The sequence below is a fragment of the Allopusillimonas ginsengisoli genome, assembly GCF_004153455.1.
GTDB classification, from domain to species: domain Bacteria; phylum Pseudomonadota; class Gammaproteobacteria; order Burkholderiales; family Burkholderiaceae_B; genus Allopusillimonas; species Allopusillimonas ginsengisoli.
The window spans coordinates 77,595-103,003 of the sequence record NZ_SDQE01000008.1 but is presented as its reverse complement, the minus strand read 5'-3'; the positions used below and the strand labels follow the sequence as shown (position 1 = coordinate 103,003).

The 25,409-nt window shown below is 60.6% G+C and carries 19 protein-coding genes; 7 read left to right on the top strand and 12 right to left on the bottom strand.

The features are described from left to right. Complete coding sequence (locus tag ERE07_RS14585) at window positions 1-1,587, bottom strand: formate dehydrogenase beta subunit (protein ID WP_130009767.1); 1,587 nt, start codon at window positions 1,585-1,587, stop codon at window positions 1-3. Then, the gene (locus ERE07_RS14580; RefSeq protein ID WP_130009766.1) at window positions 1,584-2,090 is read right to left on the bottom strand and encodes a formate dehydrogenase subunit gamma; all 507 of its coding nucleotides are present in this window, start codon (window positions 2,088-2,090) and stop codon (window positions 1,584-1,586) included. Before ERE07_RS14580 ends, ERE07_RS14585 begins: the two co-directional genes overlap by 4 nt. A gap of 216 nt (window positions 2,091-2,306) precedes the next feature. Between ERE07_RS14580 and ERE07_RS14575 the strand changes: the two genes are divergently transcribed. The 3 genes from ERE07_RS14575 to mobA are packed head-to-tail and all read left to right on the top strand — an operon-like array spanning window position 2,307 to window position 5,181. Then, window positions 2,307-3,419: a substrate-binding domain-containing protein gene (locus tag ERE07_RS14575; RefSeq protein ID WP_130009765.1), complete on the top strand. Its 1,113-nt coding sequence runs from the start codon at window positions 2,307-2,309 to the stop codon at window positions 3,417-3,419. Between the two features lie 17 nt (window positions 3,420-3,436). Continuing rightward, a complete protein-coding gene (gene moaA / locus ERE07_RS14570; protein WP_130009764.1) occupies window positions 3,437-4,507 on the top strand; it encodes a GTP 3',8-cyclase MoaA in 1,071 nt (356 codons plus the stop codon). Then, the gene (mobA, locus tag ERE07_RS14565; RefSeq protein WP_130009763.1) at window positions 4,504-5,181 is read left to right on the top strand and encodes a molybdenum cofactor guanylyltransferase MobA; all 678 of its coding nucleotides are present in this window, start codon (window positions 4,504-4,506) and stop codon (window positions 5,179-5,181) included. Before moaA ends, mobA begins: the two co-directional genes overlap by 4 nt. 334 nt (window positions 5,182-5,515) lie before the next feature. Here mobA and ERE07_RS14560 read toward each other — a convergent pair whose 3' ends face one another. Both ERE07_RS14560 and ERE07_RS14555 read right to left on the bottom strand, forming a co-directional pair. Further along, window positions 5,516-6,709, bottom strand: a complete 1,194-nt coding sequence (locus ERE07_RS14560) for an acyl-CoA dehydrogenase (protein ID WP_130009762.1) — start codon at window positions 6,707-6,709, stop codon at window positions 5,516-5,518. Between the two features lie 84 nt (window positions 6,710-6,793). Continuing rightward, complete coding sequence (locus ERE07_RS14555) at window positions 6,794-8,503, bottom strand: thiamine pyrophosphate-binding protein (RefSeq protein WP_245153728.1); 1,710 nt, start codon at window positions 8,501-8,503, stop codon at window positions 6,794-6,796. Window positions 8,504-8,664: 161 nt separating this feature from the next. On the opposite strand from ERE07_RS14555, the gene ERE07_RS14550 reads away from it, so the two are divergent. Both ERE07_RS14550 and ggt read left to right on the top strand, forming a co-directional pair. Then, window positions 8,665-9,552, top strand: coding sequence for a LysR substrate-binding domain-containing protein (locus tag ERE07_RS14550; RefSeq protein WP_130009761.1), 888 nt, complete (start codon window positions 8,665-8,667; stop codon window positions 9,550-9,552). Continuing rightward, complete coding sequence (gene ggt, locus ERE07_RS14545; RefSeq protein ID WP_130009760.1) at window positions 9,549-11,333, top strand: gamma-glutamyltransferase; 1,785 nt, start codon at window positions 9,549-9,551, stop codon at window positions 11,331-11,333. The genes ERE07_RS14550 and ggt overlap by 4 nt, the downstream gene beginning before the upstream one ends. A 98-nt stretch (window positions 11,334-11,431) precedes the next feature. Here the strand turns inward: ggt and purU are convergent, their stop codons facing one another. From purU to ERE07_RS14520, 5 genes are all read right to left on the bottom strand, one after another. Beyond that, window positions 11,432-12,280: a formyltetrahydrofolate deformylase gene (purU, locus tag ERE07_RS14540; RefSeq protein WP_130009759.1), complete on the bottom strand. Its 849-nt coding sequence runs from the start codon at window positions 12,278-12,280 to the stop codon at window positions 11,432-11,434. A gap of 92 nt (window positions 12,281-12,372) precedes the next feature. Further along, window positions 12,373-13,482, bottom strand: coding sequence for an NAD(P)/FAD-dependent oxidoreductase (locus ERE07_RS14535; RefSeq protein WP_130009758.1), 1,110 nt, complete (start codon window positions 13,480-13,482; stop codon window positions 12,373-12,375). A 33-nt stretch (window positions 13,483-13,515) separates the two neighbouring features. Then, the gene (locus ERE07_RS14530) at window positions 13,516-14,040 is read right to left on the bottom strand and encodes a flavin reductase family protein (protein ID WP_130009757.1); all 525 of its coding nucleotides are present in this window, start codon (window positions 14,038-14,040) and stop codon (window positions 13,516-13,518) included. Between the two features lie 20 nt (window positions 14,041-14,060). Continuing rightward, a complete protein-coding gene (pdxH, locus tag ERE07_RS14525; RefSeq protein WP_130009756.1) occupies window positions 14,061-14,693 on the bottom strand; it encodes a pyridoxamine 5'-phosphate oxidase in 633 nt (210 codons plus the stop codon). 59 nt (window positions 14,694-14,752) lie between these two features. Further along, window positions 14,753-15,445, bottom strand: a complete 693-nt coding sequence (locus ERE07_RS14520) for a gamma-glutamylcyclotransferase (protein ID WP_130009755.1) — start codon at window positions 15,443-15,445, stop codon at window positions 14,753-14,755. Window positions 15,446-15,586: 141 nt separating this feature from the next. On the opposite strand from ERE07_RS14520, the gene ERE07_RS14515 reads away from it, so the two are divergent. Together ERE07_RS14515 and ERE07_RS14510 are read left to right on the top strand one after the other, a co-directional pair. Continuing rightward, window positions 15,587-16,489: a tRNA threonylcarbamoyladenosine dehydratase gene (locus ERE07_RS14515; RefSeq protein WP_130009754.1), complete on the top strand. Its 903-nt coding sequence runs from the start codon at window positions 15,587-15,589 to the stop codon at window positions 16,487-16,489. Window positions 16,490-16,572: 83 nt separating this feature from the next. Next, a complete protein-coding gene (locus ERE07_RS14510) occupies window positions 16,573-17,757 on the top strand; it encodes an acyl-CoA dehydrogenase family protein (protein WP_130009753.1) in 1,185 nt (394 codons plus the stop codon). Here the strand turns inward: ERE07_RS14510 and ERE07_RS14505 are convergent. From ERE07_RS14505 to uvrA, 3 genes are read right to left on the bottom strand one after another with little or no spacing between them, the layout of a single operon-like run. Continuing rightward, window positions 17,754-18,404 (bottom strand): aminotransferase class IV, encoded by a 651-nt coding sequence (locus ERE07_RS14505; protein ID WP_167670911.1) that lies wholly within the window; start codon window positions 18,402-18,404, stop codon window positions 17,754-17,756. The genes ERE07_RS14510 and ERE07_RS14505 overlap by 4 nt on opposite strands. Before the next feature lie 17 nt (window positions 18,405-18,421). Continuing rightward, window positions 18,422-19,573: an aminodeoxychorismate synthase component I gene (locus ERE07_RS14500; protein ID WP_130009751.1), complete on the bottom strand. Its 1,152-nt coding sequence runs from the start codon at window positions 19,571-19,573 to the stop codon at window positions 18,422-18,424. 1 nt (window position 19,574) lies between these two features. Further along, a complete protein-coding gene (gene uvrA / locus ERE07_RS14495) occupies window positions 19,575-25,373 on the bottom strand; it encodes an excinuclease ABC subunit UvrA (protein WP_130009750.1) in 5,799 nt (1,932 codons plus the stop codon). Window positions 25,374-25,409 lie beyond the last annotated feature (36 nt).

Sequence of the window (25,409 nt, the reverse complement as noted above, 5' to 3'; positions counted from 1 at the left end):
TCAGGCGACCGGCGTACCGGCCGGTTGGCCAGTGGTCTCGCCGAAATCTTCAGGGAAGTGTTCCAGGGCAGACAAGACGGGATAGGGCGTCATGCCGCCGAGGGCGCACAGCGAGCCTGCGAGCATGGTTTCACACAGGTCGCGCAGCAGAACCACCTGCGCCTCGCGTTGTTCATTGCTTTTTATCTTGTCCATGACTTCGACGCCGCGCACGGCGCCGATACGACAGGGGGTGCATTTGCCGCAAGACTCCACGGCACAGAATTCCATGGCGTAGCGCGCCATCGCGGCCATATCGACCGTGTCATCAAAGGCCACCAGGCCGCCGTGGCCGATCATGGCCGAGATGGCGACGTAGCTTTCGTAATCCAACGGAGTGTCCCATTGCGATTCGGGCAGGTACGCGCCCAGCGGACCGCCGACCTGTACAGCGCGCAGGGGGCGGCCGCTGGCGCTGCCGCCTCCAAAGTCATATAGCAACTCGCGCAGCGTGAGTCCAAAGGCCTTTTCCACCAAGCCACCCTGCTTGAGATTGCCGGCCAGTTGGAAGGGCAGGGTGCCTTTGGAGCGGCCCATGCCGAAATCGCGGTAATAGGCTGCGCCGCGAGCAAGCACGATGGGTACCGAGGCCAGCGATATCACGTTGTTGATGACTGTGGGCTGTCCGAACAGGCCTTTGATGGCTGGCAACGGTGGTTTGGCGCGCACCAGGCCGCGCTTGCCTTCCAGGCTTTCCAGCAGCGAGGTTTCTTCGCCGCAGATATAGGCGCCGGCGCCAACACGCACTTCCAGATCGAAGGCGCGGCCGCTGCCGTGCACGTCGTTGCCCAGCCATCCCTCGGCGCGGGCATTGGCGATGGCTTCTTCCAGTGTTGCAATGGCCAGTGGGTATTCGGACCGCACGTAGATGTAACCGTAGGTGGCCTCGACGGCCAGGCCGGCAATGGTCATGCCTTCTATCAGGCAATAGGGATCGCCTTCCATCAGCATGCGATCGGAGAAGGTGCCCGAATCGCCTTCGTCTGCATTACAGACGATGTATTTTTGCGGCGCCGGGGTAGCGAGCACCGTTTTCCACTTGATCCCGGTCGGAAAAGCCGCGCCGCCTCGCCCGCGCAGGCCCGACTCGATTACTTCTTCGACAATTCTGGCGGGCGTCATGGCCAGCGCTTTTTCCAGACCTCGAAAACCTCCAAGCGTCTGGTAATCCTTCAGTGAGACGGGATCGGTAATGCCGACGCGGGCAAAGGTCAGGCGTTCCTGGTTCTTCAGATAGGGAATTTCTTCGGTCAGACCATGCCCCAGGACGTGTTGGCCCCCGGATAGCCAGTCCGCGTCGAACAGGCCTGGAATGTCATCCACCTCGATGGGACCATAGGCGATGCGCCCGGACGGCGTGTCGATTTCCACCAGAGTTTCCAGCCAGAGCAGTCCGCGCGATCCGTTTCGTACGATCTGCACGGCGAGATTGCGGCGCTCGGCTTCCTCCTGGATAGCCAGAGCGACATCGTTGGCCCCCACCGCAACTGCAGCCATGTCGCGCGGCACGAAAATCCGCACCGGTGTGGTGTGCTCCCGTGTCGTCATGCGTTGACTCCTTCTGCGTTGAGCAGTTGATCAAGCTTTTGCGGCGTGACTCTGGCATGCGGGCGACCGTTGATCATGACCGCAGGCGATTGGGCGCACAGCCCCAGGCAATAGACGGGTTCGAGCGTAACGGCGCGGTTGGCGGACTGCTCATGAAAATCGCACCCCAGCCGCTGGCGGGCGTGTTCGGCCAGATGTTCTCCGCCTCGGGCCTGACAGGATTCGGCCCGGCAGAGTTCCAGTAAGACGGGTGCTGCCGGCGTCTGGCGAAAATGCGGATAGAAACTGATCACGCCATGGATCTCGGCGCGCGAACGCTGCAGACCTTCGGCCAGCACCGGCACGGCGCTGGCCGGAATACAGCCCAGGGCGTGCTGGATCGCGTGCAGAACAGGCAGGAGGTTGCCCGGCTGGCCTTGGTAATGTGCCAAGGCTTGGCGGGCAACCTCTGCCACGGTGTCTTTGGATGGGCTGAACTCGTCAGAATCCGAGGGCGTATGCATGGCTTTTCCTTTGGAGCATCACGCAACAGCGAGCGCTGTTCGTCTGTTTTGTTGTCTCTAATATGTTTACGTGTGCATATTAGCTTTGAAACAATGCATCACTTCGTTGTATTGTTGAGGTAATCTACACGCTATATTTTGCGGATTCAATAAGAAAAATTGACATATAAAAATTTTCTAATATGAAATAACAAACATATAAAAGGGAAAAACAGGATGACATACAGGTTCAAGGCACGTTTAAGTTCGGAGTGGGTACTGGAGAAACCTTCCGGTACCGTCTTGCCTTTGAGCGATGTATTGCGCCTGCTGGAGGCCGTCGATGCAACAGGCCATATTGCAGGTGCCTGCAAGGCCTGTGGCCTGTCCTACCGGCATGGGTGGGGCATTTTGCGCCATGCAGAAAAAGAGTTCGAAGTCGCGCTCATCGAAACCTCCCGACGGCAAGGCTCCAAACTCACCTCTTTTGCGCAACATCTGATCTGGGCCAACCGCCGCGTCGATGCGCGCTTGACGCCTACCCTGGAAAGCATGGCGTCCGAGCTGCAGGAAGAGCTCGAACGCCTTTATCCTGAAAGCCAGCCGCGCCTGCGATTGCACGCCAGCCATGGCTTTGCGGTAGAAGGTCTGATGCAGTTGGCCAATGGCATGGATATGCTGCCGCTGGAACTGCGCTACCGTACCGCCATCGAGGCATTGGCCTCACTGGATAGAGCGGAGTGTGACCTGGCGGGGTTCCAAGTGCCTGTGGGGGAATTCGAGCTGCCGATTTTGCAGCGCTATAGCGAATGGTTCGATGCCGACCGTCATGTGCTCATTCATCTGGCAGTGCGCAATACCGGGATGTTCGTCAAGCCGGATAATCCCAAGGGGATCACTTCCATCGCCGACCTTGTGCGTGGCGACGTGCGGTTTGTCAATCGGCAGATCGGTTCCAGTACGCGTTATCTGGTCGAGCTCATGCTTGGGCAGTTGGACATCGACCCCAGTCTCATACAAGGCTATGACAACAGCGAGTTCACCCATATGGCGATTGCGGCCCATATCGCGAGCGGTATGGCAGACGTCGGCATAGGCGTGGAAACCGCCGCGTGGCGCTGTGGGCTGGCCTTCATTCCCCTCGCGCAGGAGCGCTATTTCTTTGCCGCAAATCGCGACAATCTGGACACGCCGCAAATGAAGCGTCTGCTCAATCTCATGAACGGCGAGCAGTACCAGGCCTATGTGTCCCAATTGGTGGGCTACGATGCAACCTTGCTGGGCGAAGTCCAGACACTGGAAGAGGCATTTGGCGCGGAATTCGTGTCTTTGCTGAAGACAGACGCCTGAAGGATTATGATTGCACTATGAGCACCGTCATTCGTACTGAAAATTTGCGCAATACATTTGCCGCACCGACCTCTCCGGCGCTGGACCAGCGTGCCCGGCCTTTGCGTGATCTGCGCATCTCGGTGACCGACCGCTGCAACTTCCGCTGCACGTATTGCATGCCGCGCGAAGTGTTTGGCAGCGATTACGCCTTCATGCCGCACTCAGATCTGCTGACGTTCGAGGAAATCACGCGTGTCGCACAGGTAGCGGTGGGACTTGGCGTGCGCAAGATCCGTCTAACCGGCGGGGAGCCGCTGCTGCGCAAGAATATTGAAGCGCTCATCGAAATGTTGGCCGCCTTGCGCACCACAGAAGGTGCGCCGGTAGACGTCACGCTCACCACAAATGGCACCTTGCTCGAAAAGAAAGCAGCGGCGCTGAAAGCCGCTGGCCTGGGGCGGGTGACTGTCAGCCTCGACGCGCTGGATGATCAGTTGTTCGAGCGCATGAGCGATAGCAAGGTCAGCGTCAAGACGGTATTGCGGGGTATCGAAGCGGCTGCGCGGGTTGGCCTGTCGCCCGTCAAGGTCAATATGGTGGTGCGCAAGGGCGTGAACGATGCGCAGATATTGCCGATGGCAGAGCATTTTCGAGGCAGCGGCCACATTCTCCGCTTTATCGAGTTCATGGATGTGGGCAGTACAAATGGCTGGAACATGCGCGAGGTCATGACGGGCGAGCAAATTCTTGCACGCCTGCGTGAGCGCTACGATATGCAACCGCTTGATGCGGGATACCGTGGCGAAGTAGCTTCGCGTTGGGTCTACGCCGACGGCGCAGGCGAGATCGGCATGATTACCAGCGTGTCTCGGCCGTTCTGTGGAGACTGTACGCGGGCCCGCCTTTCGCCCGAAGGCCAGCTCTTTCTCTGTCTGTTCGCGAATCAGGGGCACGACCTGCGTGCCCTGATTCGCGGCGGTGCCAGCGATCAGGCTTTAAGCGAACGAATTGGTGGCATTTGGGCGGGCCGCGACGACCATTACTCGGAAATACGCGGCCGAGAAACCGTGATCAAGAAAATCGAGATGAGCTATATCGGCGGATGATTCCTCGTGCTGAGTTTACCGGGTTGATTCTCGCGGGCGGTCTTGCCCGCAGGATGCAGGGGACCGGGCTGCGGGTGCCGTCAGGTCAAACCAATCAACATTCGGCGATGCCTGGCTTCTCTGCGGAAAGAGAAAAAGGCCTGGCCTTGCTGCGCGGCGAACCCCTGGTCGCCCATGCCTGCCGGGCGCTGGCCCCTCAGGTGGACCGTGTGCTCATCAGCGCCAACCGGCATACGGAGCAGTATTCCCGCTATGGGCAAGTGATCAGCGATGATCCCGGGCTTGGCACCGATCTGGGCCCACTGGCGGGCGTTGCCCAGGGGCTGGCGACAATCACGAGCGCATGGCTGGCTGTCATGCCGGTCGATGTGTTGGGTATTCCCGCCGATATGGTGGCGCGTCTGTCAGACGGCGCGACGCGGCACGGCGCCCATGCCGCCTATGCGGTAAGCCTTGTCGGGCAGTCGGCGCGGGCGCACCCGCTGTGCATGATCGTGCACCGCAGTATGGCTGCAGACCTGCAGGCCTTTCTTCAGGCCGGGGATCGGAAGGTATTCATGTGGATGTCGCGCATCTCGGCCGTGCCTGTTCATTTCGAGGACAACGACCAGGCGTTTGCGAATATCAATACGCTGGATGATCTGGAAAAGGCAAATCGCTTGTGTTCTCGTTGATGTAACGGCGCGGTAAAGACCACGTCAGCGGACAACGCTATTTCGGCGTGAGGTCCAGGCGCAGGTATGCGAGCCTCATGTATTCAGGAAATGGGATTGGTTCGGCCTGGATGCTTTGCCAACGCCGCTGTTCCCCGCCACTGCAGCAGTGCTGGCGTGCTGGCGGAATACTCAAACACCCGCTGGCTGGTGCTCATATGCGATTGCCGGGATAGCAAGACTCTAAGAGGGTCATATGTGGGAGTGCCTGACACCGGAACGGGTCGTGGATAGCGCGCTCCTGCGACGCGTCGAAGCGGGTTCCCCCGCCTCCGCGCGCGTGTTCAGCGGTTCCCTAGAAAAATGCCTGCAGCCCGGTTTGGGCCCGACCCAATATAAGGGCGTGCACATCGTGCGTGCCTTCGTAGGTGTTGACCACTTCCAGGTTGACCAGGTGGCGGGCAACGCCGAATTCATCCGAAATCCCATTGCCCCCTAACATGTCACGCGCCATTCGCGCGACATCCAGTGCCTTGCCGCAGGAATTGCGTTTCATGATGGAGGTGATTTCCACGGCTGCTGTGCCTTCGTCCTTCATGCGTCCCAGCCGCAGGCAGCCTTGCAGGCCCAGCGTGATTTCGGTCTGCATGTCGGCCAGCTTTTTCTGTATCAACTGATTGGCAGCCAGGGGGCGGCCAAACTGCTTGCGGTCCATGGTGTACTGACGGGCAGTGTGCCAGCAGGCTTCGGCCGCACCCAGCGCACCCCAGGCAATGCCGAAGCGGGCCGAGTTAAGGCAGGTGAAGGGGCCGCGCAGGCCGGAGACGTTAGGCATCATCTGCTCTGCGGCAACGTCGACTTCGTCCATCACGATTTCGCCGGTGATGGAAGCGCGCAGCCCCACCTTGCCGTGAATGCCGGGGGCGCTCAGACCTTTCATGCCCTTTTCGAGAATGAAGCCGCGAATCTTGCCGTCGTCATCCCCGCCCACCACTTTGGCCCACACGACGAATACGTCGGCAATGGGGGAGTTGGTGATCCACATCTTGTTGCCAGTCAGCTTGTAGCCATCAGCAGTTTTAACCGCGCGGGTTTCCATGCTGCCGGGATCGGAGCCGTGATTCGGCTCGGTCAGGCCAAAGCAGCCTATCCATTCGCCCCGGGCCAGTTTGGGCAGGTATTTTTGCTTTTGTTCTTCAGAGCCGAATTCATTGATGGGCACCATCACCAGTGAAGACTGAACGCTCATCATCGAACGGTAGCCCGAGTCGATGCGTTCGACCTCGCGCGCGATCAGGCCGTAGCAGACATAGTTCATGCCGGCGCCGCCGTACTCTTCGGGAATGGTCGAGCCCAGCAGGCCGAGCTCGCCCATTTCCGAGAAAATGGCTGGATCGGTCTGCTCATTGCGGAAGGCATCCAGAACACGTGTGGCAAGCTTGTCTTGCGCGTAGGCCTGCGCCGCATCGCGCACCATGCGCTCTTCGTCGGTAAGCTGGCTGTTCAGCAGAAGTGGATCATCCCAATGGAAGGAAGGATTGGACGACATAGTATTCTCCGGTGCAATTCAGTTGAATTCAGTGTATTTGTGGTGAGGCAGCGCGAGCATGCGGGCGGCTCAGCCCTGTATGGTTCACTTCTGTTGCTGCATGGCCTGCTGGCGTATTTTCTGCAAGGTTGTCGTGGGCGTAATGGTTTCTGGGTCGATCAGGCAATGCAGTATGGCCGGCTTACCGCTGGCTAGCGCGCGTTCAAAGGCTGGCGCGAACTGCTCGGTGCTTTCGACACGTTCACCGTGGCCGCCAAATGCCTGGGCATAGGCGGCAAAGTCGGGATTGTGCAGAGTGGTAGCTGAAACGCGGCCAGGGTAATGGCGTTCCTGGTGCATGCGTATGGTGCCGTACATGCCGTTGTCCAGGATCACCACGACGATGGGCAGGTTGTATTGGACGGCAGTGGCGAACTCCTGGCCGTGCATCATGAAGCAGCCGTCGCCCGCAAAACAAACAACGGTTTTGTCAGGGTGGATGCGCTTGGCGCCCACGGCGGCGGGCAAGCCATAGCCCATGGATCCCGAGGTGGGCGCCAACTGCGTGCCAAAACGGGTAAAGGGGTGAAAGCGGTGCAGCCAGGTGGCAAAGTTGCCGGCGCCATTGCACATGATGGCGTCGGAGGGCAATACTGAAGCCAGATGGGACATGACCTGGCCCATTTGCAGCGCGCCCGGGTGGGTGATCTTGCGCGGGTCCGCCCAGTGCTGGTAGCTTTCCCGCATGCGCTTGAGTTCGCCCGACCAGGATGGCGCATCAGCAGGCACGTTCAGCTGCCCCAGCGCGCGTGTAAACGATACAGGCGATACATTGATCGCCAGGTTCGCCCGATAGACCCGGTTGAGCTCATTGGCGTCTGCCTGCACATGCACCAGTGTCTGCTTGGGTACCGGGATATCGAACAGCGTGTAGCTCTGGCTGGCGATTTCGGACATGCGGCCACCGATCAGCAGCACCAGATCCGCATCACGGATGTACTCCATCAGCGCCGGATTGCCACCTAGCCCGACGTCTCCTATGAAACAGGGATGGGTGGTGGGGAACAGCATCTGCCTGCGAAACTGCACGGCGACCGGTAACTGCATCGCTTCGGCGAACGCGGCGAAGTCGTCGACAGCCTCCTGGCTCCAGCGTGAGCCGCCGAGTATGGCAATGGGCTTGCTGGCTTTGGCCAGCCATTGGGACAGTGTTTCCATCTGAGCGCTGGTTGGCGCGGCGTCGACGGCTTCATAGCGAGGCGCATCGGGTACGTCGGCATATTCCACCAGCATGTCTTCAGGCAGTGCGATAACCACAGGGCCCGGGCGGCCAGAGGTTGCCACATGAAACGCGCGGGAGATGATTTCGGGGATACGCTCAACCTGATCGATTTCCGTTACCCATTTTGCCTGACTGCCGAAGACGGCGCGGTAGTCCATTTCCTGGAAGGCTTCGCGTTCGCGCATGCCGCGCTCGATCTGTCCGACAAACAGAATGAGTGGCGTGGAATCCTGCGAAGCAATATGGATACCGGCCAGGGCATTGGAAGCGCCGGGGCCACGCGTGACCATGCAGATGCCGGGCTGGCCGGTCAGCTTTCCGTGAGCGTCGGCCATCATGGCTGCGCCGCCTTCCTGACGGCATACAGTCACCTCGATATCGGCATCGTACAGGCCATCCAGTACGGCCAGGTAACTTTCGCCAGGAACGCAAAAAACGTGCTTTACGCCTTGCGCCGACAACTGGTCTACGAGAATATGGCCACCCATACGAGAATGCATCGTGGCAATAGAATCAACGGCAGGGGATGTCATGATAGAGGCTCTTGAAGGTGCAAGCGGCGACGTCAGCCAGCTTATGTAAGATAAAGAGAGTAATGTGCAGACGGTGCACAAGGCAATTGATAAAATTGCACAATGTCTTGCTTATTATGCAAGCATAAAGTATTTGCCGCTGTTTTGGAGTATTGGTACTTATGCGCAATGGTGTTCCCAATCTTGGCGCGCTGCAGGCGTTTGAAGCCACAGCCCGTCTCGGCTCTTTTTCACGCGCGGCCGAAGAGCTGTCGCTCACCCATAGCGCGGTTTATCGGCAGGTTACCGGCCTGGAACAGCGATTGGGCGTGCAGCTACTCACGCGGATACGGCGCAGAGTCGCCCTGACGGATGCAGGCGCGGAATATGCCGGACGCGTGCGCCATCATCTGGAACAATTGGAAAAAGACACATTTGGCCTGATCTCGCGTGCGGGGATGGGGCGCAGCCTGCATATCGCCGTGCTGCCGACACTGGCGACAACATGGCTGGTGCCCAGGCTGGCAACGTTTCATGCCCTGCATGGCGATATCACGATCAGCCTGTCCGCGCGCACCTTGCCTTTTCAATTCAAGGATCATCCATTTGACGCGGCCATTTATCACGCGGGCCAGATTTGGCCACAGACCACGGGTATCAAACTGTTCGACGAGGAGGCCCTGGTGCCCGTGTGTATTCCCGAATTGCTGACAGCGCTGCATCAGGAGGGCGACCTCTCCGCCATTACGCATTTGCACATGCTATCGCGGCCAGACGCATGGCGTCACTGGTACGAAGCCCAGGGCAGGGAGTACCTGCCCATCATCAGCGCTGGTCCTCGCTATGAACTGTTTACCATGGTGCTGGCGGCGGCCCGGTCCGGTCTTGGTATTGGCCTGCTGCCGCGGTTTCTCGCACAGCCCGAGTTGGATGCCGGCACCCTGGTCAAGCCCGCACAGGGTATTCTGAATGTGCCTGACGCCTATTTCTTCAGCTATCCCAGCGATCGTGAGCGGTCCCAGGCGCTCGGGGTGTTCGAGGCGTGGCTCGCCGAGGCGGCGCAGCCATGATGAAATCCCTGCTTCTGGCCGCGTGTCTGGCCTTTCACGTGTGGTCCCCGGTCGTGGCCGCCGATGTCCTGGCGCCGATTGCCGAGAGGGGGCTACCCCAGGATCCAGCCCTCAAGGAAGACATCAACCCCGAGGGCGCGACCGGCCGAGCTTCTCGTCAGCTTGTACAGGCTGCCCACTATATGGCGGTCAGCGCCAATCCCTTGTCCACGCAGGCAGGGGCGGACATCCTGGCCCAGGGCGGAACCGCGGTGGATGCGGCCATTGCCATGCAAATGGTGCTGACCCTGGTCGAGCCCCAGTCGTCCGGCATTGGCGGGGGCGCCTTTCTGGTCATGGCCGATCCCACAACACAGCGGGTGCATGCATTCGACGGGCGCGAGACAGCGCCGCAGGCAGCCAAAGGCGATCGTTTTATGATCGATGGCACAGCCATGGATTTCCAGGATGCCGTCAACAGTGGACGCTCGGTCGGCGTTCCGGGCGTGCTCAGGATGCTCGAACTGGCGCATGATCAGCACGGTCGACTGGCGTGGTCGCGCCTGTTTGCGCCGGCAATCGCGTTGGCCGAGCAAGGCTTTGCAGTATCCCCGCGTCTGCATGCCTTGCTGCGGGATGATGAATTTCTTCGCGCGCAGCCCGCTGCGGCGGCTTATTTTTATGATGCCCAGGGACAGCCCTGGCCAGTGGGCCACCGCCTGAAGAACCTGGCCCTGGCCCGCAGTCTGCGTGTCATTGCGGCAGAGGGCGCGCAGGCCTTTTACGGGGGCCAGATCGCGCAGGATATCGTGCAGGCCATTCAGGCGCACCCTGTGCCGGGCGACATGACACTGGCGGACTTGGCCGCGTATCAGGCCAAGGAGCGCCAGGCGCTCTGCATGCCTTACAAGGCGTATGACCTGTGTGGCATGCCGCCGCCCAGTTCGGGGCCGTTGGCGGTCATGCAGATGCTGGGGATGTTGTCACACACAGGCATTGCTGCCATGAAGCCCGATACGCTCGAATCCGTGCACTTGTTTTCCGAGGCGGGCAAGCTGGCCTATGCCGATCGTGATTTCTACGTGGCGGATCCTGATTTCGTGGATGTGCCGGTTGCCGCCATGCTCGACCCCGAGTATCTGGCCTTGCGCGCCAGTTTGATTAAGCCCGAACACACTATCGGGCGGGCGCCGCCAGGCGATCCGGCGGGCATGCGGGCTGAACGGGGCAAGGATGGCTCGCCGGAGTTGCCGTCCACCAGCCATATGGTGGCGGTGGACAGTGAAGGGGTGGTGGTTTCCATGACCAGTTCGATTGAAACAGCCTTTGGCAGCAAGATTTTTGTTGATGGCTTTCTTCTGAACAACGAGCTGACGGATTTTTCGCTTGTCGATGTCGACGCGGAAGGCAAGCCGGTGGCCAATCGCGTGCAGCCCGGCAAGCGTCCTCGCAGCTCAATGTCGCCCATGGTGGTGATGAAGGACGGCCAGCCTTTCATGGCGATTGGCTCGCCTGGCGGCGCAGCCATCATCAATTATGTGGCCAAGGCCCTGCTTGGCGTGCTGGACTGGAACCTGAATATCCAGCAGGCGATCGACCTTCCCAATCGCGGCAGCCGCAATCGTTTCACCGAGCTGGAAAAAGGCACGTCGCTGCATGATCTGGTCGGCCCGTTGCGTGCCATGGGACACGAGGTGCGCGAGATCGATTTCCCTAGCGGCCTGCACGGGGTGGTGCTGACCGAGCATGGGCTGGAAGGGGGAGCGGACCCGCGGCGAGAGGGGATGGCTGCCGGCGGTTGATACGCCCATCCTGAGACGGGCCGTCAGATGCGCGAACACCTTACGCGAGGCGCTGCGCCTGCAGGCGCGGGCTGCATCCGGCGCTGCGCATCAAGATGCTATCTGAATACGACTGTGCGCTGCCCGTTGAGCAGGATGCGATGCTCCACATGCCAGCGCACGGCGCGAGAAAGCACCAGCGATTCGATATCGCTGCCGGTTTGCACCAGGGCAGAGGGGCTCATGGCGTGGTCAACGCGCTCGATATCCTGCTCGATGATGGGGCCTTCGTCCAGGTCTGCCGTGACATAGTGCGCCGTGGCGCCAATGATTTTGACACCGCGCGTATGCGCCTGATGGTAGGGGCGGGCGCCCTTGAAGCTGGGCAGAAAGCTGTGATGGATATTGATGGCCTTGCCGGACAGCGCCTTGCACAGCTTGTCGGACAGAATCTGCATATAGCGCGCCAGCACCACGAGATCAATGTTTTGCTGCGTGACCAGATCCAGGATCTGCTGCTCTTGTTGAGGACGGGTGTCGGGCGCAACCGGCAAGTAATGAAAAGGAATGCCGTAGGATTCCACCATGCTCCGGTAATCCGTGTGATTTGACGCCACCGCCGCGATATCCACGGGCAGATGGCCGCTGTGGGTGCGAAACAGCAGGTCATTCAGGCAATGGCCCTGGCGGCTGACCAGTATCAATACCCTGGCCTTGCGATTTGCATCATGAAACCTTGCCTGCATGGCGAAAGCCTGCGCAATCGACGCGAAATCCTGTTCCAGCGTTTCGACCGGGGTTGCCTGTGGCAGGGCAAAGTGTACGCGCAGGAAGAACTGTTCGGTACCCAGATCTCCGAACTGCTGGGCGTCGATAATGTTGCCGTTCAGGCCCAGCAGCCAGTGGCTCACCTGATGCACAATGCCAATGCGGTCTGGGCAGGAAAGCGTGAGGATGTAATCGTTCATTGCGTAGTCTCAATCACTCGGATGCGTCGATGCGCTGTTCCAGGGGGTGTAGGCCTGGCCCTGATCAGTCAGGGCCGGCGCATGGGGCCGATTCAGGCCGCCAGCGCATTGCGGGCGGCTCTGGCGATGGCCATGCATGCGGTCAGGCCCGGAGATTCTATACCGAATAGGTTGATCAGCCCCGGCACGCCATGGGTGGCAGGGCCGGCAATCATGAAGTCCGCCGCCGTCTCGCCGGGGCCGACAATCTTGGGCCGTATGCCGGTATAGCCGGGGTTGAGCGCGCCATCGGGCAACGCTGGCCAGTAGCGCCGCACGGCCTCGTAGAAGGCATTGCCGCGCTGCGCGTCCAGGGTGTAGTCCTCATGCGCGATCCATTCGGTGTCCGGGCCAAATTTGGCCTGGCCACCAAGATCAAGCGTGAGATGCACGCCAAGCCCGGCATTGTCAGGCATGGGATAGATCAGATGACGGAAGGGTGCGCGGCCCGACAGGGTGAAATAGCTGCCTTTGCAGTAATAGGCATTCGGGATCAGGGCTTCTGGCTGTCCCTGCAATGCACGGGCGGTGCCCGGTGCAGACAGACCGCTGGCATTGATCACGCAGTTGGCGGTCAGTGTCATGGCTTCGTCGCCGGCGAAGGTTAGTTCAAATCCACCCGAGGCCAATACGGCGCCGCGGGTAAAGGTTGTGTGAAATACACATTGTGCGCCGTGATGCTCGGCATCGCCCTGTAGCGCCAGCATCAGTGCGTGACTGTCGACGATACCGGTGGAGGGCGACACCAGCGCGGCGTCGCAGGCCAACGCAGGTTCGAGTTCTCGCGCCTGCGCCCCAGTGATCTGATAGAGATCGCTCACGCCATTGAGGCGGGCGCGTTCTGCGATCTGGCTCAGCCCTGCGCTTTGCGCCGGGGTTGCCGACACAATCAGCTTGCCTGGTCGGCTGTGCGGAATACCGCGTTCGGCGCAATATTCGTAAAGCATCTGTTTGCCCGCGACGCACAGCTTAGCTTTGAGACTGCCGTGCGGATAGTAGATGCCCGCGTGGATGACCTCTGAATTGCGTGAACTGGTGCCGGTGCCGATGGCTTCGGTTTTTTCGACGATAAGTACTTCTCGTCCTGCCAGGGCCAGTTCGCGTGCCACGGCCAGACCGACAACGCCGGCTCCCAGGACAACGCAGTCTATATCTGCTGCCATAGTATGTAATGCATGTAGTAAGCCCTTGTGTACCTAACTGCTGGAAAGCGGCTCAGTGGAAGGGGTAAGGTCGAAATCCCCCGCATGGTACACCAGCGGCTGGTTGAAGCTGCGATCACAGCGTTCGACCTGACCGATAAAGATGAGATGATCGCCCGCTTCGTGTTGCGTCAGGTTGTAGCACTCGAACCAGGCGGCGGTTTCGGAATCGTCCAGCATCAGCGAGCCTCCCGGCGCGCGCTTGAGCTTCAGCCCCTGAAAGCGATCAGTCTGCGGGCCGCGGGCAAAGCGCCTGGCCAAATGCAATTGGCTGGCTGCGAGTACATGGATGACATAGCGCTCGGTCTTCAGGAAGTGCGGCAGCGTGGACGCCCTGCGCGTAAGAGACCACAACACCAGCGGAGGCTCCAGCGATACCGTATTGAATGAGCTGATCGTTAGCCCCAGCGGCTGCCGATCTGCTTCAGATTCGCAGGTGACGACGGTGACGCCGGTTGCAAACCTGCCCAGCGCTGAGCGGAAAAAGCGTGCGTCGAAGTCGTGGGGAATGATGGACATAAAGAGGTTCGCGCCCTGGCTCAGGGGGCCAGACGCTGCAGCGTCCAGGCGCCGCCGTCTTTGCGCTGAAACGCAAGGCGGTCGTGCAGCCGGGAAGGGCGACCCTGCCAGAATTCGATATAGTCGGGCTCGAGCCGGTAGCCGCCCCAGTGCTCGGGGCGCGACGGTTCATTGCCCAACGACGCCGAGAGCGCCTGATTGCGGGCTTCGAGTTCATCGCGCGTAATGGGTTGGCTCTGGGGCGACGCCCATGCGCCTATGCGCGAACCCAATGGCCTGCTGTGGAAATACTCATCGGATTCAGCCTCGGCGACTTTTGCAACCTTGCCTTCAATGCGCACCTGACGCTCGAGCGCCGGCCAGAAAAACAGCAGGGAAGCCAGAGGGTTGTCAGTCAGCTCGTGGCCTTTGCGGGAAAGATAGTTGGTGAAGAACACGAACCCGCGCGCGTCAAAGCCTTTGAGCAGTACGATGCGGGCGGCAGGGCGCCCATCGGGCGAAGCCGTGGCCAGCGTCATGGCGGTGGGCTCAGGAACGCCGGCCTGCAAGGCCTGGTCCAGCCAAAGAGAGAACTGATCCAGCGGATTTTTGGCAATCGCGCTCTCGAGCAGCTCGAACTTTTCGTATTTTTGACGGATATCAGCGACGGACATGGGGTTACAGCGAAAAAGAGTTGACCCCATAGTTTACCCGCATGTGGCGGCTGCCGTCGTCAGCTGACCGCGATATCCGTGGATTCTCGCAACTGGCTGACCAAGGCCTGCAGGCGTTTGTCGTGGATATTGGAATGCTTGAGCGCCTGGGCGGTTTCAAGCACATATTCGACGCAAGGGCCGTAGCTGCCATGTGCATTGCGCACGATGTGGATCAGCCTTTCGGTAGACAGACCCCGCACATAGGCGTCGGTATTGCGGTTCATGGTGAAGGCCAGCGCCTTGATGCTGCCTGCGCTGGTGCGGCATGTCAGCCATTTGGGCAGGTAGGCGCCGCTGGGCATTTCGCGTCGCCATAAGGCTTCCATGTCTTGCGGGACACGCGCGGCGGGTATGCGAAAGGCCATGCCCCGGCATGAGCCGCCAACATCTAGACCGAAAACCAGACCTGGTTGATCGGGCGTGCCGCGATTGACGCGAGACCACAGGCAAAGTGCACGATGATAGCCATGCAGCAGCGCTATGCGCTTTTCGGCAAAGTCGAATTCCGGTCTCCAGATCAGTGATCCATAACCATATACCCATATGTCTTGGTGGGGCTTCCAGTCGGCCAGCGAAGCTTCCAGCGATGATCGGCGTTCGGCTTCGGTCAGCAGACGAAAACTGGCCGAGCAGGGGTGTGCTGGCGTATCAGGAGATAAAACGGTGTTCACGTTGTGGGCGCCTCCGCAGCAGTGGCGTGTGATGTCCATTTTAGGACAGTTGACGCATAAAGCGAATTCAAGCCGCGTTGGTGTTGCTTTTTTTGTATTCCGCTGTGGGGTTGCCGTCTATTGGGGGCGCATGGCTGCGGGGTACACTTTGGGCTTGTTTCCCTTTGGCACAAGTTCGCTATGTCCGCTTTCTCTGATCCTGGGCTGTCCGCAGGCCAGCCTGTCCCCGACGTCGATCTGCCGCGCCGTTTCGGCGGCATGGAAAGGCTGTTGGGGCCCGTCGGCCTGCAAAGGCTCAGCAGCGCGCGCGTGCTGGTGGCTGGGATAGGCGGAGTAGGCTCCTGGTGCGCGGAGGCTTTGGCGCGGTCGGGGCTGGGCGGCCTGGTGCTGGTTGATCTCGATCACGTTGCTGAATCCAACGTCAACCGACAACTGCACGCCCTCACTGAAACCCTGGGGCAGGCCAAGATCATGGCCATGGCCCAACGCATACACGGAATCAACCCTGCTTGCGACGTTCGGCTGATCGACGACTTTGTGTCGCCCGAGAATGTGGCACAGCTGTTTGCCGAGGATGTTGATGTGGTGGTGGACTGCACGGATCAGGCGCAAGCCAAGATAGCGATGATCCTCGAGGCAGGTCGGCGCAGATTGCCTATTGTCGTGTGCGGTGGCGCGGGCGGCAAGACCAATCCCTTGGCCCTGGCGGCAGGCGATCTTTCTCAGGCGGTCAATGATGCGCTGTTGTCCAAGTTGCGCAATACGCTCAGGCGGCAGCATGGCTTTCCCAAGGCGGCCGACGCCGCCGGCAAGGTCAAACGGCGCGTTCCGCGCATGGGTGTGCGCGCCCTGTGGTTCGATCAGCCCGCGCTGTTGCCCCAGGCCTGGCTGCCGCCAATGGCTGATACACCGCAAGAGCGCGACGAGCTTGGCCTGCTTGCGGCGCATGCGCCGCAGGCCGCCGCCTTGCAGGGATTGTCCTGCGCCGGCTATGGGTCGGCGGTCACGGTAACAGCCACCATGGGCATGGCTGCGGCGCATGAAGCCATGCACTGGCTGCTGCACAGACGGTACGCCAGTTGATATTTTCATTCAAAAAGCTTTAAGCTTGAAGTATTATGGCGAAAGCAGAAGGATGCAGCGCCTTGCCGCAAACAGGAGACTTCATGTATCACGATACCAGCTGGCTGGATTGGCCATTTTTCGATGACGAACATCGTGCCCTGGCGCGCGACCTTGACGCCTGGTGCAAGACAGAGCTGAACGATATCGATCATGCGGATGTCTACAGCGGCTGTCGCAAATTGGTGGGGGCGCTGGGGCAGGCAGGTTGGCTGGGTTATTGCGTGCCCGCCGGTCAGGACGGTGCGCTGGGCGGCAAGCTGCCTGCCATCGATTCGCGTTCGCTGTGTATTCTGCGTGAAACGCTGGGCCGTCACGATGCGCTGGCTGATTTTGCCTTTGCCATGCAAGGTCTGGGTTCAGGCGCCATCACGCTTGGCGGAAACGAGGCCTTGCAGCAAAAGTATCTCCCACGCACGGCCAGCGGCGACGCTATCGCAGCGTTTGCTTTGTCGGAGCCCGATGCGGGGTCGGATGTCGCTGCGCTGGCTTGCTCGGCAGTACGGGATGGCGATGATTATGTGTTGAATGGCCGCAAGACATGGATTTCCAACGGCGGGCTGGCTGATTATTACTGTGTTTTCGTGCGCACCGATGCGAATGCCGGATCGCGCGGCATCAGTGCGTTTGTGGTGGAGGCAGATACCCCGGGGTTTGAAATCGAGGAAACCCTGCAGGTTATGTCGCCCCACCCGCTCGCTACGCTGCGCTTTGAGGATTGTCGCGTGCCGGCGAGCCAGATGCTGGGTGAGCTGAACCAGGGCTTCAAACTGGCGATGCGTACACTGGATATCTTCCGTTGTTCTGTCGCGGCGGCCGCCCTGGGGTTTGCTCGAAGGGCGCTGGCCGAGGGGCTCGCCCATGCGAGCAATCGAAAAATGTTCGGGCAGACGCTGGCCGATTTTCAATTGACGCAAGCTGCCTTTGGCGACATTGCGGCAGAAATCGACAAGAGCGCCTTGTTGACCTATCGGGCAGCCTGGACGCGCGACGTTGCCAAAAAATCGGCAACCGCGCCGACGGCCATGGCCAAAATGGCCTCAACTGAATCGGCGCAGTGGGTGATAGACCGTGTACTGCAGATGTTCGGTGGCCTGGGCGTGCTCAGCAACCAGCCTATCGAGCGGCTGTATCGTGATATTCGCGCATTGCGCATCTACGAAGGCGCGACGGAAGTTCAAAAGCTGATCATCGCGCGCGAGCTGTTGCGTGACCTTGGATCGCGCTAGCTTTTGTGCGGCAGATGGGCGTTCAGCCATCCGCGCAGCGCGTTGGAGACGCGGATGGCGCGCGCGGCCAGAAACTGATCGCGCGTGATGCGTGCTTCGGTGACCAGGCCGCGATCCAGCAGATGCTGGCGCATCACGCCCGGCAAAAGGCCGCAATCCAGGGGCGGCGTAAGCCATTTATCGTGCTGATCCAGGATATAGAGATTGACGCGGCTGCCTTCGCAGACCTCGTCCTTGTCGTTGCAGAACACAACATCAAAAACGTTGGGATGTGCGGCCAGCCATTCCTGCGTTTGTTGATACCAGGGCCGGTTGGTGGTTTTATGCAATAGCCACAAGCGCTCGGCTTGCAGGGGACGGGGGTCGAGATAAATCAATACCGGTTCAGGTGTGGGCGGCAGCGGTCCGGGCGTCAACGTGTATTCGCCATTCTTGGCGAGCAGCAGTCGTATCCGATGGCGGGCATTGGGATCGAGCGCTGCGGCGATTCTGCCCAGATCCGAAAACAGGGTTTCGCCAGGCCAGCGATAGCCCAACGCATCGCACGATGCCTGAAGCCGGCGCCGATGCCATGCCAGCAAGGGCATGGAGGGGCCGGGATCTACCTTCATGGTTTCGATCAACTGTATGTCGGTTTCATCGTTCATGCGGTTGTCCTGATTGCTCATTCATCATAGTGCACGACCGTGGGCGCCTCGGGGCCACGTCCCAGCACGCGCGCCTTCCATAAGCATTCTTCCCATTCGAGCGCGGGGTCGGAGTCATGGACGATGCCGCCGCCCACGCCCAGCACGCCGCGCCCTGACGCATCCATGGTGATGGTGCGGATCGCCACGTTGAGCGAGCAATCGCCGTCAGGCGCGAGCCAACCCACGCTACCACAATAAATTCCGCGTGGCGCGATTTCCAGCTCGCGTATTTTTTTCATGGCAGCGATCTTGGGCGCGCCGGTGATGGAGCCGCAGGGAAAGAGGGCATGCAGCAGAGTACGCAGGCTGGCCTGTGGCGCTTGCGCCGTGATGGTTGACGTCAGCGTCCAGACAGAAGGGTAGCGCTCAAGCGAGAACAGCGCCTGAACCTGCACCGAGCCTGGTGTGGCCAGGCGCCCCAGATCATTGCGCAACAGATCAACAATCATCAGGTTTTCCGCACGATTCTTCTCGCTGTGCTGCAACGCTTCCGCCGCCTGCCTGTCCTGCTCGGGGTCGGCGTACCGGGGCGCCGTGCCTTTCATGGGCCTCACCGTCAGCGTAGCCTGTTTTCGTTCAAAGAACAGTTCGGGCGAGAACGACAAGATGCTCCGTGCGCCGTCCTCGATATATGCGCCGTGCGCGGCAGGATGGCTGGCCGCCAAGTGGCAATACACATCGCGTGGGGCCATGGCGGTGTCCACGGCGATGGGGAAGGTATAGTTGGCCTGATAGATTTCGCCACGGGCGATGGCCTGGCGCAGTGTTTCGATATGGCGCATGTAAGATGCGCGCGTAATCAGCGCGCGTGCTGTCAGGCCGAAGGGCGTCCCGGCCTCCGGCGCGGCCCACACCTGGGTATCGTCTGCACGTTCATAGACCAGCGCGGTGAGACGGGGCGTGTCGCAGGTTGTGTCTTGCCTCTGCACTCGGGCAGCGGCGGGTTCCAACCATTCACCCAGCTCGTAATCGAGCAGCAGCGCGATCCAGCGGCCTTGCGACTGGGCCTGCTCAATGCGTTCAAAGGCCTCGTCGAGCGCTGCGGGCGATGTCACGTCTATTCGGTCGCGAAATCCTTCCAGCGACAGCGCACGGCCTGTCAGTCGATTCTCAAAACGGCACAGCATGTCAGGCATCCACGCCCTCGGCATGCATAAAGCGCGCCAGTGTTTCGCCGGTGTGGGATGCTTCTCTGAGCGCGATGACGGCCTCCGGCGCGCCCTGGGCGACCAGACGACCGCCGCCTGTACCGCCTTCGGGGCCGAGATCCAGAATCCAGTCCGCTTCCGCGATGATGTCCATATTGTGTTCGATCACAACGACGGTATTCCCCGCATCGACCAGTCTGTGCAGCACATGAATCAGCTTTTCGACATCCGCCGTGGACAGGCCGACGGTGGGTTCATCCAATACATAAAGCGTATGCGGCAAGCGCGAAGCGCGCCCTGTCTTGATGACACCATCCGTCATCCGCGCCTTGGCCAGTTCGGTGACCAGCTTGATGCGCTGGGCCTCGCCGCCCGACAGCGTGGGGGAGGGTTGGCCCAGCGTGAGATAGCCCAGGCCTACATCCTGCATCAGCTGCAGCGGGCGAGCGATGCGTGAGTGTGCCGAGAAAAACTCGACCGCGTCATCCACTTCCATTTTGAGCACATCGCCGGCGCTCTTGTCGCGCCAGGTCACATTAAGCGTGTCACGGCTGAAACGCTCGCCATTGCAGGCGTCGCAGAGCACCTTCACGTCTGGCAGAAAACTCATTTCTATCGTACGCATGCCCTGGCCCTCGCAGACCGGGCATCGGCCTTCGCCGGTATTGAAGGAGAATCGCGCTGCCGTCCAGCCGCGCACGCGGGATTCACGCGTATCCGCAAACAGCTTTCGCACATCGTCCCAGAAGCCTACATAGGTGGCAGGGCAGGATCGCGGTGTCTTGCCTATGGGTGTTTGGTCGACTTCGAGCACGCGGTCGATGTGCTCCCATCCGGCAATGTCCACGCATCCGTGCCAGGAAGGCGCTTTGCGGGCGGATACGGCCTGGGCCAGGTTGTCCAGCAAGACTTCACGCGCCAGCGTGGACTTGCCCGATCCGGAGACGCCAGTGACGACACTCAGGCGGCCGATAGGTATGCTGGCATCGACGTTGCGCAAGTTGTGCATGTGGGCGCTGTGTATCGTGATCGCGGGCGTGTGTTCATCCACCTCGCGGCGTGGCCTGAGCGGGTGCTGCAGCGGATGGCGCAGATAACGTCCCGTGACAGACGCGGGGTTGTCCATGACCTGCTGCGCGGTGCCTTGCGCCACGACCATGCCGCCGCGCACGCCTGCGCCGGGGCCAATATCGATGATATGCGACGCGCGCCGTATCGTGTCTTCGTCATGTTCGACCACGACCAGTGTATTGCCGTTTCCTTCAAGCGCAGCCAGCGCATTGAGCAGAATCTGGTTGTCGCGCGCATGCAGGCCTATGGTCGGTTCATCCAGTACATAGCACACGCCTTGCAGATTGGAGCCCAGCTGCGCTGCCAGTCGAATGCGCTGCGCCTCGCCGCCCGAGAGTGTTGGCGCGGCCCGATCCAGCGCCAGATAGCCCAGGCCGACTTCCTGCATGAAATCCAGACGGCCGCGTATTTCGGTCAGAATGTCGCGGGCGATCTCGGCCTCGCGGCCACGGCTGATCAAGCCTGTGAAGAAAGTCTGTGCTTCAGTCACAGGCATGGCGGCGAATTCGGCGATGGATCTGTCGCGCCAGCGAAAAGCACGCGATACAGGATTCAGGCGCTCTCCGTGGCAAGCCTGGCAGGGCTCTGTTGCACCTTCGTACCAGGCGTTCCAGTTCACCTCCTCGCCAGTCTGCTCTTCGTTGAAGCCAGCCAGCTGCAGGCCTGTGCCAAAGCAGCTTGTGCACCAGCCGTGCTTGGAGTTGTACGAGAACATGCGCGGATCAGGCTCAGGAAAGCTGGTGCCGCAGCTTGGGCAGGCCCGCCGCACTGAAAACTGGCGTTCCTGCTGGGCCTGGCCCAGTCCCGCAAGCCGCCGCTCTTCCAGCGAAGAGGCCTTGCCGTCGGTTAAGTCGACCAGCACTGTCAGCGTTCCCTGGCCATGTTCCAGTCCGTTGCGAACCGCTTCGCGCAAGGCGGCTTCATCCCGCGGATCGACCAATAGATCAGCGACCGGCAGCTCTATCGTGTGCTCCTTGTAGCGGTCGAGCCGTGGCCACGGTGAAACAGGGATGAACTCGCCGTCCACACGCAGATGCGTATAGCCTTTGCCGGCCGCCCACTTGGCCAGATCCGTGTAATAGCCCTTGCGAGCGCTCACCAATGGCGACAGGATACCGATGTGCCGCCCTTTATATTCTGTGAGTATCTGCGCCACGATCTGGTCCGCCTTCTGCGGCTGAACCGGAATATCGCAGGTGGGGCACATCTGGGTGCCCAGCTTCACATACAGCAGGCGCAGAAAATGATGGATTTCTGTCATGGTGGCCACGGTGGACTTGCGCCCGCCGCGGCTGGTGCGCTGTTCAATGGCCACGGTGGGCGGAATGCCATAGATCGCATCGACATCCGGCTTGCCGGCGGGCTGCACGATGGCGCGTGCGTATGCGTTCAGCGATTCGAGGTAGCGCCGCTGCCCTTCATTGAACAGGATGTCAAAGGCCAGTGTGGATTTGCCCGAGCCCGACACGCCCGTCACAACCGTAAACGTGTCACGCGGGATACTGACATTGATGCCTTTAAGGTTGTGCTCGCGGGCATTCAGAATATCGATGCTGTTCTTGCCGGCGCGGCGGCGACGCAGCACGCTTTGCAGCGGCTTGCCGGTTTCTTCGGCATAGTCGCGCACGGGCTCTGCCAGCGCGCGCGCCTGCTGCGACTTGGCTTCGTAAACGATGGAGCTGGTGTAATCAGACAGCGCCTGCCCGGTATGCGAGGCGGCGTTGCGCGCTAAGTCATCGGGCGTGCCGATGCCCACGACTTGGCCGCCTTCGTCGCCGCCTTCCGGCCCCAAGTCGATCAACCAGTCCGCGGCGCGTATGACATCCAGGTTGTGCTCGATGATCAAGAGCGAATGGCCTGCTGCCAGCAGCTTGCGAAAGGCCTGCATCAGTTTGGCGACGTCATCAAAGTGCAGGCCGGTGGTGGGTTCATCAAAAAGAAACAGACTTCCCTTCTTGGCGACACGCGCTGATGAAATACCGCTGCGCGACGCTTCGGCCAGATGGCCTGCCAGCTTGAGCCGTTGCGCCTCACCGCCCGACAGCGTGGGCACGGGTTGGCCCAGGCGCACGTACTCCAGGCCAACATCGGCCAGCGGCGCGAGCGCCCATTGCACATCGCGCAGTCCCTGGAAGAATGCCAATGCTTCGCTGATCGTCATTTCCAGTACTTCGTCTATCGAAGCGCTGCGCCCCACATGCTCCACCCGCACTTCCAGAATTTCCGGACGGAAGCGCTTGCCATCGCAATCCGGGCATCGCAGATAGACGTCAGACAGGAACTGCATTTCGACGTGCTCAAAGCCTGTGCCGCCGCAGGTGGGGCAGCGACCATCTCCGGTATTGAAACTGAAGGTGCCGGCGGTGTATCCGCGTTCCTTGGCCATGGCGGCATTGGCGAACAGCTTGCGGATGGGGTCGAAGGCGCCGACATAACTTGCCGGATTGGAGCGCGCTGTTTTGCCGATAGGGGTCTGATCCACCATCACGACATCCGCGAGTTGCTCCGCGCCCAGCAGGCGATCGAATTCGCCTGGTGCTTCGGTGGGTTTACCCTTTTGCTTGAGGATGGCCGGGTAGAGTACATCCTGAATCAGCGTGGACTTGCCGGACCCCGACACGCCGGTGATGCACACCAGGCGACCCAGCGGTACAGAGATCGATACGTTTTTCAGATTGTTTGCCCGCACGCCTTCCAGGATCAGCTTGGGGGTGTTGGCGGAGACAGGCATGGGGCGCGGCGCCTCGACGCGCAGGCGTCCGCCCAGATAGTTGCCGGTGAGCGTGTCGGCATTGCGAAGCTGCTCGGGCGTGCCATCGAACACGATGCGCCCGCCGCGCTCTCCCGGACCTGGGCCGATATCCATGATGCGGTCTGCGGCAATCATGACCTGTGGATCGTGCTCGACCACGACCAGCGTATTGCCATTGGCGCGAAGCCTGTGCATCACCTCGACGACACGGTGCATGTCGCGGGGATGCAGGCCGATAGAGGGCTCATCCAGCACAAATAATGTGTTGACCAGCGAGGTGCCCAGCGCAGTGGTCAGATTGATGCGTTGCACCTCGCCGCCCGACAGCGTGCGACTTTGCCGGTCCAGTGACAGATAGCCTAGCCCGACATCGCACAGAAACTTGAGGCGTGCCCGCACTTCGGTGAGCAACAGATCCAGCGCCGCATCCAGCGTGGCGCCGAAGCTGATCTCAAGAAAATAATCGCGCACGCGGCTGATCGGCAAGCGCATCAGGTCGTGGATGTTCAGGCCTGGCAGCGCGTTCAGTTGTTCGCGTGCCCAGGAAGCATGCACCGGCATAAAGCGTGCGTAATCGCCGTCGCCCTCTGTTCGGGTTTCATCGCCCAGACGCCACAACGTGGCGTCTGGCTTGAGGCGGGCGCCACCGCAGGCCGGGCAGGGCGTATAGCTGCGATACTTGGACAGCAGCACGCGCACATGCATCTTGTACGCCCGCGATTCCAGCCAGTCGAAAAAGCGCTGAGCCCCGTACCACTGCGTTTTCCATGCATTCTGGCCGCCTTTCCAGTCAGGCGTGCCGTCGATAATCCAGCGCTTTTCCTCGTCCTTCAAGTCCTTCCAGGGCACATCCAGCCGAACACCCGCGGCAGGCGCATACTGTTCCATTTCGGCCTGGCATTCCTTGTAGCTGTTGGTTTGCCACGGCTTGATGGCGCCGCCGCGCAGCGTCTTGGTTTCATCGGGAACCACCAGGCCATAATCGATGCCCATGACGCGGCCAAAGCCTCGGCAAGATTCGCAGGCGCCCAGCGGGGAGTTGAACGAGAACGTGCTGGGCAGCGGCGTGGTGTATTCAATATTGCATTGCGCACAGTGGAGCCGGTTGCTGAAACGCCACACGGTTTCCTGAGCGGGCGCATCGCCGGCGTTGGCGCCACTGGCATCTCCGCCGGTATAGGCTTCCTCACCGGCGTCGGCGCTGACGTCGGGCATGACATAGACGGCGATATGACCGTCGCCCTGTTTGAGTGCGGCATCCAGGGCTTCCATCACGCGCTCCGGCTCGGCGGAGCCATAGCGAAATCTGTCCTGAACAACATGCAGTACGCGCAGCTTTTCTGCCTTGGGCGTTTTGGCCTTTCCTTTTGCCTTGCGGGGCGCAGGCGGTGTGTGCATCCGGGTTTCTTCATGATGGATGCGTGTGTAGCCTTGCTGATCCAGAAATCCGCGAACCTCATCCTCGGTATAGTTGGCGGGAATGACCACGGGAAACGTAATCACCAGGCGGGGATCATCAGGCTGGCTGCGCGCGGCTATTTGCTGATGGATGCTTTGCGCGTCATCGCGCTGCACCCGGCGGCCACAGCACTGGCAGTAAAGCCGCCCCAGCCGCGCAAACAAGAGCTTGAGATGGTCGTTGACTTCGGTCATCGTGCCGACTGTGCTGCGCGAGTTGCGTACCGGATTGACTTGGTCGATGGCGATGGCCGGCAAAATGCCTTCGATACGCTCCACCTGCGGCTTGTCCATGCGGTCGAGGAATTGCCGCGCATAGGGCGAGAAGGTTTCTACGTAACGTCGCTGGCCTTCAGCGTACAGGGTGTCGAAGGCCAGGGAGCTTTTCCCTGATCCCGACACGCCGGTAATCACCAGCAGTTCGCCGGTATTGATGTCAACGTCGAGGTTTTTCAGGTTGTTCTGGCGGGCGCCAAAGATGCGGATCTGTGAGCTCATGCCGCTATCATAATCTTTCTTTGCCAGCGATTTTTA

What these genes read in the sequence shown, in the direction of transcription:
- ERE07_RS14550 (WP_130009761.1), top strand. Translation starts at nt 8,665, where the DNA reads ATGCGCAATGGTGTTCCCAATCTTGGCGCGCTGCAGGCGTTTGAAGCC.
- uvrA (WP_130009750.1), bottom strand. Translation starts at nt 25,373, where the DNA reads ATGAGCTCACAGATCCGCATCTTTGGCGCCCGCCAGAACAACCTGAAA.
- pdxH (WP_130009756.1), bottom strand. Translation starts at nt 14,693, where the DNA reads ATGTCCGTCGCTGATATCCGTCAAAAATACGAAAAGTTCGAGCTGCTC.
- ERE07_RS14535 (WP_130009758.1), bottom strand. Translation starts at nt 13,482, where the DNA reads ATGGCAGCAGATATAGACTGCGTTGTCCTGGGAGCCGGCGTTGTCGGT.
- purU (WP_130009759.1), bottom strand. Translation starts at nt 12,280, where the DNA reads ATGAACGATTACATCCTCACGCTTTCCTGCCCAGACCGCATTGGCATT.
- ERE07_RS14520 (WP_130009755.1), bottom strand. Translation starts at nt 15,445, where the DNA reads ATGGACATCACACGCCACTGCTGCGGAGGCGCCCACAACGTGAACACC.
- moaA (WP_130009764.1), top strand. Translation starts at nt 3,437, where the DNA reads ATGAGCACCGTCATTCGTACTGAAAATTTGCGCAATACATTTGCCGCA.
- ERE07_RS14555 (WP_245153728.1), bottom strand. Translation starts at nt 8,503, where the DNA reads ATGACATCCCCTGCCGTTGATTCTATTGCCACGATGCATTCTCGTATG.
- ERE07_RS14505 (WP_167670911.1), bottom strand. Translation starts at nt 18,404, where the DNA reads ATGAACGATGAAACCGACATACAGTTGATCGAAACCATGAAGGTAGAT.
- ERE07_RS14515 (WP_130009754.1), top strand. Translation starts at nt 15,587, where the DNA reads ATGTCCGCTTTCTCTGATCCTGGGCTGTCCGCAGGCCAGCCTGTCCCC.
- ERE07_RS14500 (WP_130009751.1), bottom strand. Translation starts at nt 19,573, where the DNA reads ATGCTGTGCCGTTTTGAGAATCGACTGACAGGCCGTGCGCTGTCGCTG.
- mobA (WP_130009763.1), top strand. Translation starts at nt 4,504, where the DNA reads ATGATTCCTCGTGCTGAGTTTACCGGGTTGATTCTCGCGGGCGGTCTT.
- ggt (WP_130009760.1), top strand. Translation starts at nt 9,549, where the DNA reads ATGATGAAATCCCTGCTTCTGGCCGCGTGTCTGGCCTTTCACGTGTGG.
- ERE07_RS14580 (WP_130009766.1), bottom strand. Translation starts at nt 2,090, where the DNA reads ATGCATACGCCCTCGGATTCTGACGAGTTCAGCCCATCCAAAGACACC.
- ERE07_RS14585 (WP_130009767.1), bottom strand. Translation starts at nt 1,587, where the DNA reads ATGACGACACGGGAGCACACCACACCGGTGCGGATTTTCGTGCCGCGC.
- ERE07_RS14575 (WP_130009765.1), top strand. Translation starts at nt 2,307, where the DNA reads ATGACATACAGGTTCAAGGCACGTTTAAGTTCGGAGTGGGTACTGGAG.
- ERE07_RS14560 (WP_130009762.1), bottom strand. Translation starts at nt 6,709, where the DNA reads ATGTCGTCCAATCCTTCCTTCCATTGGGATGATCCACTTCTGCTGAAC.
- ERE07_RS14510 (WP_130009753.1), top strand. Translation starts at nt 16,573, where the DNA reads ATGTATCACGATACCAGCTGGCTGGATTGGCCATTTTTCGATGACGAA.
- ERE07_RS14530 (WP_130009757.1), bottom strand. Translation starts at nt 14,040, where the DNA reads ATGTCCATCATTCCCCACGACTTCGACGCACGCTTTTTCCGCTCAGCG.